Origin of the sequence: Streptomyces sp. NPDC057302 (assembly GCF_042667685.1) — a bacterium.
Lineage (GTDB): Bacteria > Actinomycetota > Actinomycetes > Streptomycetales > Streptomycetaceae > Streptomyces.
Genome location: NZ_JBHUZJ010000007.1, coordinates 164555 through 179094, shown reverse-complemented (window position 1 = coordinate 179094; position 14540 = coordinate 164555). Strand labels below are relative to the sequence as shown.

Genomic DNA, 14540 nt, shown 5'->3' with positions numbered 1-14540 from the left:
TTCACGCCTCTGCCGCCCGGCGATTGAGTGGGGTAGATTAGTCACTACAGATGCGCACTTATACGACCCTGCGGGGGGAGTCGATAGCATGTCGACGACCACCCCGGGCTTCTATCGCCGCCAATCCAAGTGGATGAGCTGCGCTTGTCGCCTTGTGACTCACCGTCATGCCAACCAATGACTCGAAAGGCGAGAGGAAAGAACCGTGCCGAAGATCCACGAGGCAGCCGTCCTCACACAGACCTCCCTGCCGAGCGCAGCCTGGGACCTCACGAGCTTCCTGGAGAACGCCAAGTCACAGATCCAGCTCTGGGGCGGTCTTCTGCTCATGCTGCTCGGTGCTGTCGGCCTGGTCTGGGGCGGCGTGCTCCTGATCAAGAAGTTGATGGCCAACCCACAGTCCGCGGGCCAGCAGCAGGGCTGGGGCACGATCGCGCTTCTGATTCTCGTCGGTGGAGCCCTGGGCACTGGCGGGTGGTCGCTGATCTCGACGGTCGGTTCCGGCGGCCAGCAGACCATCACGGACCTCGGCGGCGGCACGGTGATCATCCAGAGCACCGATCAGTTCAGCGGGTTCCTGAGCCGCCCTTCCAAGTAAGAGGTCGTCACAGACCGTGCACGCGATCGGAGACAACGGCGTCGAGCGAACCGGGTCGGTTGAGGTGCAAGGCCTCCTACGGCCCGGTTCGCCATATCCGGGCCCACAGCACGGTGCAGGCACGAAAGCGAGCAGAACATGGGGATCAAGGACAAGGCACTGGCCTTCAGCTGGAAGTTCAAGCTCGACTCGCACCACGCGATCGAGCGTTTTGGGGTGTTCTTCGGCATCTTCGCGGTCACGGGCGCGATCGTGATCAGCGCATCGGGTGCTTCGGCGTACCAGGCGGAGCGGGACTCGCTGTCGCAGACGGCGCTGTACACCAGCGACTTCAAGACCTCGAAGACGAATCTCGACGGCACCGTCGACGGGATCTACACCAACGAGAGCGGCAACAAGGCGCTCGTGATGATGCACTTCAGTCCGACCGCCCAGATCTCGCACAACGCCGCGGACTACAGGGCGTTCCTGCTCGGGTCGGACACCTCGCTGAACAGCGAGCCGGTCAGCACCAACGGGATCAAGGGCTCCTTCTACGCCTTCGGTTCGACCGGCTACATCGGGGTCCTCCTGAACGCCGACCGACCCTTCGACCGTCAGGTGCTGAACCTGACGGTTCGTGCGAATGCGGAACTCACCACGCCCGGAGCCGAGCAGACGCAGAGCAGCGGCAAACTGGCCGGCGACGAGACCTTCTCCAAGTACGACCAGTGGCGGGTCTTCTTCAACCCCGGCGCATCCGGGGTCCAGAAGATCGCGGCGCTCGACGCCCTGGCCTTCGACCCGGCGCAGGCCTACTACGAGGTCGCGCTCAAGGAGAAGGAGGCCGAGGCCAGGGATGCCCTGGACCAGAAGCTCGTCGAGATGCGCACGAATCTGACGCAGGTTCAGTCGCACACCTCCGACCTGCAGACGACGAAGATCGACGGCCTGTTCCTGCGTCCGCCGACCGTGCCGGTCTCGATCGCCACCGACAAGATCACGGGCGTCTCCGCGGCCGAGGCCAAGGACGGCGTCTCGACGCTGGCGCTGCAGACCAAGCACGTCACCCCGGGCGGCTTCGACCTCAACTGGCGTGAAGGCAACGTCTACGACGGCTACCTCGATGCCCTGGTGCCGGCCGGTCAGAGCTACGCCCAGTTCTTCACCAAGAAGCGTGACGAAGGCTCGGATACGACGAGCCAGCAGATCTCGGACATGCAGTGGCCCCTCTCGGACGGCACCAGCCTCACCAAGGACTACCAGTCCTCTGACGTGACGATGCGCCCTCTCATGAACATCATGAACAACCTTTCACAGGCGTATCAGGACTACTCCCGGAACAAGTCGCAGTACGAGTCGGATCTGTCGCTCGACTTGCTTCGACTGGACACGAGTCTGCGGGACGTGCAGGCAAACAGCACCATTCGAGACGACAAGATGTTCCTCACGACCCTCCATTGAGTGCGGAAATGAGGTGACGCATCCCGTTACCTGGCATTGAGACGGAAAGGAAAGCGACATGGCCACCGACAAGCCGAATCGGAGTCTCAAGAAGGGGACCACGAGGGGTCAGTCGAGCAGGTCGGTGAGTCAGGGGATACCCCGGCAGGGTCGCGGGACCAAGAGCTTCGGCCTCAAGAAGGGCGTCGAGAAGCCTTCCAAGGGCAAGGCCAGCGTGCCCAAGCAGCGCAAGGCGGCCGGTGCCGCGAATGCCGGGTCGAAGAGAAGGCAGGGCATCAACGCCGTCGCCGGGAACATTGCCGGAGGCGCGGCCCAGAGGGCGATCGGGGGAGACGGCAGCAGCGCGACCCGCCGTAGTGCCGGACGTTACGCAGGAGCTGCCGTCTCCGGTGCCGTGACCGGCGCACAGGCTGGCGGGCTTCCGGGAGCCGTTGTTGGCGCAGCGAAGAACGTCGGCGTCGAGGGGACCCAGGACGCGGTCAAGGGCGTGTCCAAGCTCATCGGTGGCAGCCCGGACGCCAAGCCGGCCGACCAGCGCGAGCTGGGGGCCGGCGGCACGGGCTACGAACGCGGTGCGTCGAACGACGACGAGGGCCTGGGCTCGAAGGCGGCCAAGGGCGCCGCCGTCGGCGGTGGCGCGGCTGCCGCTCCGCCGGCCATGGGGGTGGTCATGGCTATGGCCTTACTGAACTGGCTGAAGTCCATGTTCTTTGCGGCCATGGCGATGGCCGTCAACGCCGGGAAGCTGCTGTGGACGCTGATCGTCAACATCGTCAAGGCGGTTGGTCATGCGATTGCTGCACCGTTCACGGCGCTCGGCGGCCTGATGGCCAAAGGGGTCGGCTTCATAGCCAAGGGGGTCGGCACGGTCCTGGGCGTCACAGTCACGGCGACGATGCCCCCTGCAGCGGCAGCCATCTCGGGTGCGGTCGCGATGACCGCCACCGCGGCCCTGCTGGGCACGGTCTTGACCGGCGTCCTCAACTCGACGGCGCTGACCGAAGGCGGCACCAACGCGAACGGCACGGCGTGTGTCGTCAACGCGGGTAGCGTTGGCAACGGTTCCGGGGCCACCGTCCCGGCGGACGTGGAGAAGAACGCCAAGGAGATCTACTCGGTACTCAGCAGCTGGGGGATGCCGAAGGAGAACATCGCGGGCATCCTCGGCAACTGGTCGCAGGAGTCCGGGATCGACCCGACGAGCGTGCAGAACTTCCCCACGGGGACGTATGCCATGACCGCCGGGAAGGCCAGCGCCGCGCAGAACACAGACAACGGCATCGGTCTCGGGCAGTGGACGTTCGGCCGCAACACGTTGCTGCGCCAGTACGCGAAGAGCAAGGGCGTCGACTGGTTCACGGTCAAGGCCCAGCTGGCCTTCATGGCCGATGGTGACAACCCGGGCGATGTCACGGTCTTCAAGGACATCCTCAAGAAGTCGCAGGGCTCGCCACGTGCGGCGGCACTGGCCTTCCACGAGAACTGGGAGCGCTCCTCTGACGGCGCGGCCGGGCTCACCGCACGAGGCGACAACGCCGAGATGTGGTTCGGCAAGATGAGCGGCTGGTCGGTCGACAGCTCGATCGTGGGCGGCGTCGATAACATCGTCGGCGGGATCATCGAGAACATCGGGAACGGGATCAATACGATCCTGGGCAACTGCACCTCCAAGGGCACTAGTTCCGTCTCGCTGAAGGACGGCGGGATGACGCAGGAGGAGGCCCAGGACCTCGTCGACCTCTTCAACAAGGAGGGCGGGAAGTTCCTGGATGACCGGTACGGTCCGGGCGGTGGCCCGGGTTCTTGCAACGGCAACCACGCGATGAACTGCGTGTCGTTCTCGACCTACTTCGTGAACAAGTACACGACGTTCCAGACCTACCCGGCCGGTGACGGCAAGGAGACGGCGTACGCGATTGCGAGGGAGACCGGCAAGCAGATGTCCTCGACCCCGACGGCGTACTCAGTGGGCTCCGGCCCGAGCCGCGGCCCCGCCGGCCACACTCTCGTGGTGCTCGGCGTCCAGGGCGACAAAATCATCCTCGGCGAGGCCGGCTACTGCGCTTTCATGGGTCGGGTTCGCGTCGACAGCGCGGCGCGGATGGCGGCCGAGGGCTGGAAGTTCGTGGACATGTCGGATTCGATGCTCCCCTCCGACAAGATCAAGACGGTCTGATGCGCCGTATCTGATCTGGGAGTGAGAAGCCGGTGCCGGGTGATCCGGGCACCGGCTTCTTCATGTCCGGTGCAGGTCCTGCGTGTCGGCTTCGCTTTTCAGACTCCTTATCGAATCGTTTCAAAGTCGGTCACAAACGCCTTTCCCGATAGACTCGAATCGTTTATGAGAGCAACATGGAGTGAGGAGTGCGTCCGTGACGACTGTCCATGCTGAGTCCGAGAGCACGGACCCCGAGCAGGAGACCTGGTCAATGCCCGAGGAGAGGCCGGTGGCACCGAAGACGTGCAAGAAGGTCACCGGAGCTGAGCTCGAAGAGCGCTTCGCGGGCTGGACGATGCGCCGGCGCGAGAAGGCCCAGGTGCGCCCCCCTGAGGACAATGCACGTCTGATCAGGCGCGGCGTCACCGCAGTGATGGGCGTCGGGATTCTTGCCCTGGTCGTCGCCACGGGCGTGGCCGGCGAGAGCTTCAAGGCGAGCACGGCGGACAACAAGGCCCGGATCGTCCAGCTCAAGGGGCAGCTGGATGACGCCCAGTCCACGCCCGTGACCGCGGACCCCGCCGCGGATCTGTCCAAGCTCACCGAGGCGGCAGCTGCCGATGCGAAGAAGGTCGCGACCGGGGAGCAGGCCTTCGCCACGTTGTTCCACCAGGCCAGCGTCCAGCCCAGCGCGAACAACGGGGCCCCGAACAAGGCCACGCTGGAGATCATCCAACACCGCCGGGACATGGCCCCGCTGTTCAGCAAGGACTCTTTCCTGGCCAGTGACAAGGAGGCGTACAGCACCTCGTCGCTGACGCCGTTCGACGCGACCACCGAGATCGATCCGCGCTACGCCTGGTACATCCGCTACGACGGCCAGAACGCAGCTGCCCCGAGCACGTACGCGTGGAAGGTCGAAACGGTGATGCCCGACCTGAGCATAAAGAACGTCTCGGGCATGACAAACCAGGCGAAGGTCGTCTGGCTGTGCCGGGACACGAAAGGCGGCGAGGTGCTCGCCTGGGCGAGCGCGCGCTACGTGCACAACGGCACGACGGGGGCCTTCGACCACTTGGCGCTCGTGGTGACCGCCGCTGGGGCCCAGTACGAGAACCCCGCAATCAAGATGCCGGCCCGGTCCGGAGTCCCCGAACCCAGCGGCACGGGCGGACAGAAGAAGGGCGGGAAGCGATGACGGAGCAGACGTCAGCACCCACACGGCGGGGATTCTTCCGGCGCAACCTCTCGGCCTTGGTGACGACAGCGGTCCTCGCGGTTGTCGCGACGGTCGCCAGCGCGACCTGGAGCAGCCTGCACGCGGCCCTGGCTGAGCAGGAAACCCAGATCAACGGCGTCGAGGGACATCTGGCAGGCATCCAGAAGAAGAACGCCGAGCAGGTGAACGGGGATGTAATGGCGGCCCTGGGGGTCAGCCAGAACCGGCTGAGCACCGACGGCGAGCGCATCAAGTCGCTGCTTTCGATGGCCTTCACGTGGGACTCGGAACAGAGCTACGAGGCGGCGCGCGCGAGCCTGAAGAGCCAGTTCGGCCTCGCCGAGAACGAGACGTTCCTGAAGTCGTTCATGCCTCCGTCGAGGTTCAACAAGGACTCCCAGGGGCGGCGCTACTCCTACATCGACACGGTCGGCCTGAATTCGGCGCTGGGCGAGGATCCGGACATCGAGGTTGTCGATGTCCAGGCGGGTGTCTACACCTACGCCATCCTGGCCGACGTCGAGGTCACCTCCGACGCGGTGTCCCAGAACAAGGCGAGCAAAGCCGGTGTCACGGCGCACCGGCGCGCGCTGCTGTTCGTCACGGTCGACGCCCAGGGCAAGGTCTCGAATCTCTCCGGCGCTCCGGCAAGTGGCGAGACTCACTATTCTGGATGACTCATACAGCCTTTGGACTCGCCTTATTGATAGAGTATCCCTGGTATTCGAGTGAAAGCGCGAGTTGAGGGCAAATGGCATCGACACAGACCGATGAGTCGGATAGAGGCGCAATGCGCAAGACGCGCTTCGGCGAGACATCCGCGTCCTCGCAGGAGGGCGCGGACACGCCTGAGCAGACGGAGCCCGCAGGCGGCCTGCGCAGGCGCACCCTCGTGGTAGGCGTGAGCATGGGTCTGGGCGCACTGCTGTGCTTCGTACTCTCTGCGGGGTTCTCCGGCGGTCAGAGCGCGGTGAGTGATCCGGCTGCGCCGGAGATCTCCTCTCTGCAGGAGCAAATCAGGATCACCGAGGCGAAGACGGCGGCGCTGCCGAAGGCCGACGACGCCGAGCGTGGTCTGACCGCGGCCCTGACGGCGGCTGGTCAGGTCGCGAAGCTGCAGAACGACCACCGCTACCTGACGCCCAGCGTGGCGGCAGACGGCGGCACGCTCGACATGGCGGCGTCTCAGTCGACGCTACGCAACCTCATCCCCTACTTCGCCCCTTCGGTGCACCAGGCGGACCTGGGGCCGTGGTACCTGCTCGCCAGTGACAAGGACGCGTCGGCCGGCGTCGGGATCCCGATGAGCTTCAACTCTGGCTTTGAGTGGGTCGCCCAGGTGCCCTACCTGGTCAACGCCGACAGCACCATCACGTTGACCTGGCTGGCGATGGAGACCAGGACGGGTGCGGGCGAGAGGCCGGCGGTGCTGGCCTGGGCCCGCGCCGATTACGACCAGGTCCGCAAGGCGTTCGTGAACATCCAGACCGGCACGACGGCCACGGGCGAGGCCCTGAAGCAGGAGGTGCAGGCACCGTGAAGGAGGAGATCAAGGACAAGCTGCGCCAGCACGCCGGGAAGATCCTGCTCGGCGGCACCGGGGCGCTGCTCGCGCTCTCGGTGGTCACGCTCGGAGCCAGCCTGCTCAGCGACGGTCCGGCCGCGTCAGACACCCAGGCCGATGCGGTTGTTCACAAGCTCGAAGGCAACCTCGGCGACGCCCGGGCCAAGCTCGCAACGCAGCACACGGCGCTGCTGGTTCAGCTGCCGGGCATGGACATCGAGCGGGTGAACCGTGACAGGACGACGGGCCGGTCCCTTCTGCTCAGCCTCACCGACAGCTCGGCATCGACCCGGACCGTCAAGGAGCAGCAGGTACTGCTCGATGCGCGCTACGCCTTCCTCGACCACGAGTCCCGGGCGCTCACCGAGTTCGTGCCGCAGTGGATGACGGCGACCGGAGCCACGAAGGGCGCTGGGACGACATACACGCTCGCTGATCTGGACATCGATGTGAGTCGGGTGAAGGGCCTGAACTACTCCTACACGGGGGTGGCCCGGCTCGATCCGGTCCGCGTCGGACCGGATCAGAACAGCGCTGCCAAGAGCGAGTTCGTGGTCTTCACCTACGCCACCTCCCAGGACGGCACGGTGACGTCGCTGGACGCCTATCGGGCCTCTGGCGAGACCCGCGACGCCCTCGCTGCCGCCAGCGAGGAACAGCCCACCCCCAAGCCGACCGGGTGAGCGAAGCGCCCACCGCTTCAGCACGCACGAGAGAAGACCCCGACGAGACGTAAGGACACGAACATGTCGACCCAGACCCTGGAGAAGACCGAGAGGACCGCCACGACGAGCACGACCGCGACGGCGAAGAAGACCACGGCGAAGCCCGTGAAGGAACAGAAGGACTCAAAGCTGCGCACTGGATGGCGGCGTCTGGCCCCGAAGAAGGAGACCGGCAGGTTCTCCGTCGTGGTGTGGGCGGGGTTCTTCCGGGCCATCGTCCTGCTCACCGACTACCTGCTGGCGTTCATCACAGCCATGGTCATCATCCCGCTGCTGGGCGCATGGCTGCACCAGCAGTCGGGCGCATCCCGGGGTGCGCTCAGTGCGGACAAAAGTATCGCCATGTGGCTGATGCCGCTCCTCTTCCTGGTCGCACTGCTCGCTGCGGGCGAGATCGTCGTGATGCGCGGCATGTGGCGCTGGGCAACGCGGGTGATCGCGAAGATCCGGGACGCTCGGCGAGAGGCGACCGGGGCCGACGTCACACCGAAGTCCCCGACCAGGGCCACCAACCAGAGCAAGACCAACCGCAAGAGGAGCAAGTGATGCGCATCGCAGGACTGACGATGAACGACGTATGGGCCCACCGTGTCCTACGTGAACGAGGAGTGGAGACATACCGGCTGGCCGGGGTGACCGCCGAGCTCGGCGTCATGGTCGAATCGCTCGACCTCAAGCACCGGGGCAAGGAGGAGAATTACCGCCCGTATCTGCACCTGACGGGCGAGCTGCGCTCGGTCACCCCGGCCAAGGCACTGCCGTTCGGCATTTCCCAGGTGACCTACTCCCCCGGCCAGGGCGAGAAGCTTGACGCCTTCTACGAGTTCGACGACCAGCAGCTGGTCGTGCTCGCCAGCAAGGGCTACTTCACGAGCGGCTTCGCCGTGCCCGAGCAGGTCACCGGGATCGAGTGGGAGCTACCGGCCACGGCGGACATGCTCGTGCTCGCTCCGTCGGGGACACAGACCGAAGACGATACGGCCGTGGTCTTCACCCAGATCCACGACATCGGGGGCTTGGAGATCGATCTCGAGTCCAGCGGCTACGACCTCGCCGACTACTTCGCCGAGCACTCCAAGGACGGCGTCCCACGGGCTGAGGCTGTGGTCAATGCGCGCGGGCTGAAGGCGCGCTCGGACGCGATCAACTCGCTGTTCACCGAGGACGAGCTGGGCCTGGGAACCGAGGTCAAGCAAGTCGTCGGAGCGCCCGTGCCTGAGGCAGCGCCGGTCGCTGACGGCATGAGCGCGCGTCTGCAGCAGATCGAAGCGGAGATCGCCGCCGAACAGGAGGAGTACCAGACCGAGCGCGCGAGCACCGAAGGCACCACGGAGAACCTCTACCGGGAGCGCGTGGCTGGGGCCCTGCACCGAGCCGAGGAGCAGGAGGCGTTCGCTCCCCCGGTTCCGGATCGTGAGGCACAGCGCGACCTGAATCTGGATCTCGACCTGGAGCTGGAGGAGCAGGAACAGGAGACCCGGCGACATGAGGTCAAGCCCGCTCCGAGTCTGGACGAGCGCAAGCTCCAGGTGGCCCAGCGTGCGGCCGATCTGGACTTCGGCGAGAACGGCGAGCAGAGCCTGGGGTCTTGAGGACGGATCAGGCATGACGAGCGCGGCCCCGGTTGCTGGTGGACAGCAGCCGGGGCCGTAGTGCATCGGTACCGAGACAGGAAGGAGAGCAACGATGGGCCTGAAGCAGGACATCATCCTGGTCAACGAATTCAGCGTGCCTCTGCCCGACGGCAAGGGATCACGCGGTGCGACGCCGGGCGACTACGTCACCCGGTACATGGCCCGCGAGCAGGCGACCGAGTCGCTGGCTCCCATCCAGCGCCTGCGCACCGACGACTTCATCATGCGCTACATGGCACGGGAGTCTGCCGTTGAGCGCGCCGGCATCTCGCGGAGTGCGGCGAAGCATGAGATGCGCCAGGCCCAGGGCAACGGCGGCGTGGCCTTCGGCTACAGCTCGGTCTCACTCTCCGACGAGCAGCTGCGCGCGGCCGCCAACGACATCCAGCAGCACTTCGAGAACGGCAAGACCGTGCTCAAGACGGTGCTGTCCTTCGACGAGGAGTACCTGCGGAAGCACAAGATCGTCGACGAGGACTTCCACTGCGAAGCCCGCGGCGACTACCGCGGCCACATCGACCAGATGAAGCTACGCATGGCGATCATGCACGGCCTGGAACGAATGAGCTCGGGCACCAGCGGCTTCGACGACCTGCGCTACGTCGGGGTCATCCAGGTCGATACCGAGCACGTGCACTGCCACCTGGCCATGGTCGACGGCGGCCGGGGCCATGTGACGAAGAACGGTACGCAGCGCGGCAAGCTCCTGGACCGGCACAAGTCCAGGCTGCGCCGCGGTGTTGACGCCTGGCTCGATGAGAAGCAGGCGGTGGCTCATCTCTCCAGCGCCGTCGGCTACGAGCGGCGCAACGTCACCACCTTCATCAAGCGGTGGGCGCACGAGCGGATCCGCGCCGAGTCCCTGCCGCAGTTCCTGCTCGCCTGCCTGCCGGCAGACCGAACGTTGTGGCGCGCCGGCTCGAATGACGCCCGTATGCGCAAGGCGAACCAACTGGTGACCGAGGTCGTGAAAGAGCAACTCGACCGTGCCGGGTCCCCGATGCCGGAGGCCATGGAACGCATCGTCGACTACGCCAACGACCGCCGCGTGAAGGAGTCTCTGAGCACGGAGGAATGGCAGAAGCTGGTCGAGCAGGGACGTACGCAGATCATGGAGCGCACCGTCAACGGCGTCTACCAGATGCTGCGGGCCATCCCGGAGTCGGAGCTGCGGGTGCGCACGCCGATGCTCGAAGTCATGGGGATGGACTACCAGCAGATGGCGGTGATCGCCGCGGACCGGCAGGGCGAAGACGAGAATACTGAGGCCGACTTGGTCTCCTTCGGCTTCCGACTGCGCAGCTACGCCTCACGCCTGCAGCACCACCGGGAGAAGGCCGGGGTCTACCGCGACCTCGCGCTCCAGTGGGAACAGGCCGAGAAGGCCGACGTCGCCGCCGAGGACTCGCGCCCGCTCTACGACTTCTACCGCTTCGAGGAGAACTACCACCGGCGGCTGATGCGCAAGTACCGGCACTTCCTGCCCTTCCCCGGGGACGCAGACCAGTGGTACGGGCAGCAGCAGGACGTGGCGGCCTACGGCCAGCGGCTGCTCTCGCTCATGGCGCTGCGTGCGGATGCCTCTTTGCAGCGAATGAAGGACCCGAAGGCGGCCGAGAACCTGGGCCGGACGATCTACGATCAGCCCGGCGGCAGGCTCCTGACCGAGGGCAAGCGCGGCCGAGCGGTGCTGGACGCGCGCATTCGGACGATGAAGCAGTCCTATGACCAGAAGCTGGACAACCTGCGGGCCGATCTCGCTTCCTCCGACCTGGTACTGCGCGTGGGGTCGAGCGCCGAGGATCAGGCGAGTACGGAGACCGACGCGGTCAGCACGAACCTCAAGATCGTCGCCGGTGCCGCGTACGACTTCGACGAGGTCAAGGCCCTGGACTTGCACCACCTGGAATACGACTTTGTCACCGACGTCGAGATCGGGCCGCACGCACACCAGACCTTCGTCGAGACGACCAGGGACCGTCGGCGGCTGCTGCTGGCGTCGATGGAGTACCTGGACCAGTCCGGCCAGGCCGAGGCAATTCCCGATCTGCCGGTGGACGATGTCGCGGCGATGACACGGGTCTCCCGGGAGCTGGCACTTCAGCAGACAGACGAGGACTCCGGCACTCTCGTTTTGCGCTCCCGGATAGCGGAGCTGCGCGCCGGGAGCGAGCAGGCCGAGCGGATGCGGCGGTCCAAGGCTTCGTCACTGGACGTCGACCTCGTCGTGCGAGTCCAGGCTCAGGTCGATCAGGCTGTGACCACAGCGAACGCAGGAATGGCATCCGATTCGCAGTCATCTCCCATCTCGACCGACTCTGAACGTGAGCAGAAAGACTAGTCGGCGGCCTTGTCGAGTGATCTATGAGAGCATTAGCGTGAAGAGCGTTAGACCGGGTTTCAATGTCTTGTCCGGACGGCGTGAACTGATCTATGCCGACTTGTCAGAGGGCAGTCGAAACGAGTGGAAGGAAGAGATCATGGCAATTCTCAAGGGCAAGGGCGCGATGACCGGAGTCAACCTCATCGCGAAGGTCTACAAGAACGGCGCCACCAAGGACGGCAAGTCCCAGTACGCCGACGTCCAGCTCGACGCTCGAGATCCACGCGGTCCGGAGCAGACGAACCTGCATCTGAAGTCCGATCGAGTTCAGGGTGAGGGCGGCAAGGTCCGCTACAACAACGGCGCTCCGTACTCCACCGGCCAGATGGAGGAGATCGTCAAGGCTGCGGGTCCGGACACCGAGCCGATCCTGGACAAGGACGGCACCGAGGTCGGAACCATCTACGGCTTCAAGGGCAACGTGATGCCCGCGACGCGCGGCACTGGCCTGGTGGTTAACACCAAATCCGTCGAGGCCTCCGAATTCAAGGTCGACGACAAGACGCTGGACCACCAGTTCGCGTCCATGCGCGCCGCCCGCCAGGCACGGGCGGCAGCCAAGGAGTCGCAGGCTCAGGCCTCGGCCCCCGAGACCAAGCAGGAGCAGGCAGCCGAGGGCGAGGCCGAGGAGCCGGCGGTCGGCTGAGACCGAGACCGGGTCAAGCCGAAAGGCCCCTGGATGTCACTCGGCGAACTCGCCGTCGTCGCAAGCGGAATGCCTCGACGCACTCGCGGCGCCGCTCCTGTCAGGGCGAGCAGCCCTCTCCGCAGGGCTGCCCCACAGACAAACCGGCGCATCTCGTGTGCTGGTGGGGAGCCCGAGCAGCCAGCCCCGTCATCCCGAACCCCGACTGAGCAACGACATGAACCACAGCGTGATAGGCCCCAACCTGGAATGGCCGGCCATCCGTACCGGCCCGGGTGTGGCCTACGAGAAGAAGGGGCAGCTCGACTCGGCTGGCGAGTTCTACGTGCTCTGCTCCGCCAAGAACCGCTACGGCAACCGCTGATACTACGGCGAATCCTTCTCCAGTGGCTCGTACGGCATGAAGGGCTGGGTCGCCGCCAGCTGGTTCTAGCACCACCGTGCGCCGCCGTCGCGACGCGCCCCCAGCCCCCCCACTCGGAGCGATGGGGCCGATGCACCGTTCCCTAATCACGGCCGGGCCCACCTTCAACGCCTCGACGACGCCGGTGCCCGACGTCGCGTTCATCGCCTGACCACCGAGCTCTCGCAGCGGTGACCATCGCCGTCCTGATGGCTGGTGAAGGCGCGCTGACCGTCGCCCTGCGCACCCTGCGCGCCCGTCTCATCCCGGCCACCCTCTTCGGCAGCACGCTCAGCATGACCATCGTGCTGGTCGTGATGCCGATGCCCGTGGCCGGCGCACTGGTCGCCGCCCTCCCCGCCGACGCCCTGCCACGGCCGACACGCCGCGCGCTGTGTGATCCCGGTCCAACCAGACCTAATCTCAAGGGAGTTCACTGTGTCCCACTCCACGCTGCTCGTGATCGGCTCCGGCCCGCGCCCCATGCAGAGCTACCTGCTGGAGCAGACCGCGGCCCACTACCCGCTGCTGCTGATCAACGACACACCCGCGACCTGGCAGAAGCCCTATGTCATCGACCACGAGGTGGCCGATCTGAGCGACCCGATCGCGGTCAACGCCGCTGCCGCGTCGCTCGCCGTCCGCAGGCCTATCGCTGGCGTCGTGACCTGGGACGAGTACTACCTGATGACCGTGGCCCGCGTTGCCCAGAGCCTCGGCGGCCGCCCCGGCAACACCCTCGCGGCCGTCGCCGCCGCCCGCGACAAGGCCACCTCCCGCCAGCGCTTCGCCGCTGCCGGCGTCCCCTCCGCCGCCTCCACCTGGGTGCACACCCTGGACGCCGCGGCCTCCGCGGCCGAACGCGTCGACTACCCGGTCGTCCTCAAACCCGCTGCCCACGCCGGCGGCATTGGTGTCGTCCGAGTCGGCACGCTCACCGACTTGCCCACTGCCTGGTCCATCGCCTCCGCCGGCGCCGCCCACCAGGGCCCCGAGGGAGACGGCGTGCTCGTGGAGGAGTACCTCGACGGACCCGAGGTCTCCGTGGAGACCGTCACCCACCGCGGTGTCACCAGCGCCGTGGCCGTCACCCGCAAGTCGGTCGGCTTCGACCCCTACTTCATGGAGACCGCGCACAGCGTCACTGCCGACGACCCCCTCCTGTACGAGGTCTCGCCCGTCGCCGCAGCCGCTCTGGAGGCTGTGGGCATCACCCACGGAGTCAGCCACGTTGAGATCCGCCTCACCAAGGACGGACCGAGGGTCATCGAAATCAACGCGCGCCTGGGCGGCGACCTCATCGGCGAACTCGTGCGCCTGGCCACTGGGATCTCCCTGCCCCTGGCCTCCGCCGCTCTCGCCTGCGGCGAGATCCCCGACCTGCGCCCCACTCGGCAGCGAAGCGCCGCCATTGGCATGATCTACCCGCCGACCGCAGGTCTTGTCACCCACCGCGATCTGCTCCCTGGCAACGACCATCACCTGGAGCACTTTCAGTGGCTGTGCGACGTCGGCGACGTCGCCACGCTCACCCCGTCCAGCACCACGCCGAACAACATCCGCTGCGGCTTCGCGGTCGTCAGTGGCGACAGTGCGCATGACACCCAGCAGCACCTCGACGAGGTCCTCGGCCGTGTCGTCGTGGAGGTCACCTCCGAGGCACAGCGCGCCGCATGACCACGCCATAAGGCCGGCACGGAGGGGAGCAACGAGGCCCCGCCAGCGAGCGCTTCAACCTCCAGTTCGAGAAGCCCCAGACGCCGGAGG

Annotated in this window: 13 protein-coding genes; all 13 read left to right on the top strand. The window is 66.2% G+C overall.

All coding sequences use genetic code 11. The features are described from left to right. Positions 1–205 precede the first annotated feature (205 nt). Entirely contained in the window at positions 206–598 is a 393-nt protein-coding gene (locus tag ACFUPX_RS08310; RefSeq protein WP_383317985.1) for a hypothetical protein, read from the top strand. Between the two features lie 138 nt (positions 599–736). Beyond that, the gene (locus ACFUPX_RS08305; protein ID WP_383317982.1) at positions 737–2041 is read left to right on the top strand and encodes a hypothetical protein; all 1305 of its coding nucleotides are present in this window, start codon (positions 737–739) and stop codon (positions 2039–2041) included. 58 nt (positions 2042–2099) lie between these two features. Further along, positions 2100–4217 (top strand): phage tail tip lysozyme, encoded by a 2118-nt coding sequence (locus ACFUPX_RS08300; protein WP_383317979.1) that lies wholly within the window; start codon positions 2100–2102, stop codon positions 4215–4217. A gap of 196 nt (positions 4218–4413) precedes the next feature. After that, positions 4414–5397, top strand: coding sequence for a hypothetical protein (locus ACFUPX_RS08295; protein ID WP_383317976.1), 984 nt, complete (start codon positions 4414–4416; stop codon positions 5395–5397). Next, positions 5394–6095 (top strand): hypothetical protein, encoded by a 702-nt coding sequence (locus ACFUPX_RS08290; RefSeq protein ID WP_383317973.1) that lies wholly within the window; start codon positions 5394–5396, stop codon positions 6093–6095. The genes ACFUPX_RS08295 and ACFUPX_RS08290 overlap by 4 nt, the downstream gene beginning before the upstream one ends. 113 nt (positions 6096–6208) lie before the next feature. Further along, positions 6209–6958: a hypothetical protein gene (locus ACFUPX_RS08285; protein ID WP_383317970.1), complete on the top strand. Its 750-nt coding sequence runs from the start codon at positions 6209–6211 to the stop codon at positions 6956–6958. After that, a complete protein-coding gene (locus tag ACFUPX_RS08280) occupies positions 6955–7665 on the top strand; it encodes a hypothetical protein (RefSeq protein WP_383317967.1) in 711 nt (236 codons plus the stop codon). The genes ACFUPX_RS08285 and ACFUPX_RS08280 overlap by 4 nt, the downstream gene beginning before the upstream one ends. A 63-nt stretch (positions 7666–7728) precedes the next feature. Then, a complete protein-coding gene (locus ACFUPX_RS08275) occupies positions 7729–8253 on the top strand; it encodes a hypothetical protein (protein WP_383317964.1) in 525 nt (174 codons plus the stop codon). After that, positions 8253–9299: a hypothetical protein gene (locus ACFUPX_RS08270; protein ID WP_383317961.1), complete on the top strand. Its 1047-nt coding sequence runs from the start codon at positions 8253–8255 to the stop codon at positions 9297–9299. Before ACFUPX_RS08275 ends, ACFUPX_RS08270 begins: the two co-directional genes overlap by 1 nt. Before the next feature lie 94 nt (positions 9300–9393). Beyond that, positions 9394–11682: a relaxase MobL gene (gene mobL, locus ACFUPX_RS08265; RefSeq protein WP_383317958.1), complete on the top strand. Its 2289-nt coding sequence runs from the start codon at positions 9394–9396 to the stop codon at positions 11680–11682. A 139-nt stretch (positions 11683–11821) separates the two neighbouring features. After that, the gene (locus tag ACFUPX_RS08260) at positions 11822–12370 is read left to right on the top strand and encodes a hypothetical protein (RefSeq protein WP_383317955.1); all 549 of its coding nucleotides are present in this window, start codon (positions 11822–11824) and stop codon (positions 12368–12370) included. A gap of 217 nt (positions 12371–12587) precedes the next feature. Beyond that, positions 12588–12734 carry a hypothetical protein gene (locus tag ACFUPX_RS08255; RefSeq protein ID WP_383317952.1) on the top strand — a complete coding sequence of 49 codons (147 nt, stop codon included), beginning with the start codon at positions 12588–12590 and terminating at the stop codon, positions 12732–12734. A 477-nt stretch (positions 12735–13211) separates the two neighbouring features. Then, positions 13212–14450 (top strand): acetyl-CoA carboxylase biotin carboxylase subunit family protein, encoded by a 1239-nt coding sequence (locus ACFUPX_RS08250; protein ID WP_383317949.1) that lies wholly within the window; start codon positions 13212–13214, stop codon positions 14448–14450. The last annotated feature ends 90 nt before the right edge of the window (positions 14451–14540 follow it).

Bases quoted from the DNA above. Each gene is read 5' to 3' on its own strand.
- mobL (WP_383317958.1), top strand. From the start codon at position 9,394: ATGGGCCTGAAGCAGGACATCATCCTGGTCAACGAATTCAGCGTGCCT.
- ACFUPX_RS08305 (WP_383317982.1), top strand. From the start codon at position 737: ATGGGGATCAAGGACAAGGCACTGGCCTTCAGCTGGAAGTTCAAGCTC.
- ACFUPX_RS08285 (WP_383317970.1), top strand. From the start codon at position 6,209: ATGCGCAAGACGCGCTTCGGCGAGACATCCGCGTCCTCGCAGGAGGGC.
- ACFUPX_RS08290 (WP_383317973.1), top strand. From the start codon at position 5,394: ATGACGGAGCAGACGTCAGCACCCACACGGCGGGGATTCTTCCGGCGC.
- ACFUPX_RS08270 (WP_383317961.1), top strand. From the start codon at position 8,253: ATGCGCATCGCAGGACTGACGATGAACGACGTATGGGCCCACCGTGTC.
- ACFUPX_RS08275 (WP_383317964.1), top strand. From the start codon at position 7,729: ATGTCGACCCAGACCCTGGAGAAGACCGAGAGGACCGCCACGACGAGC.
- ACFUPX_RS08255 (WP_383317952.1), top strand. From the start codon at position 12,588: ATGAACCACAGCGTGATAGGCCCCAACCTGGAATGGCCGGCCATCCGT.
- ACFUPX_RS08300 (WP_383317979.1), top strand. From the start codon at position 2,100: ATGGCCACCGACAAGCCGAATCGGAGTCTCAAGAAGGGGACCACGAGG.
- ACFUPX_RS08260 (WP_383317955.1), top strand. From the start codon at position 11,822: ATGGCAATTCTCAAGGGCAAGGGCGCGATGACCGGAGTCAACCTCATC.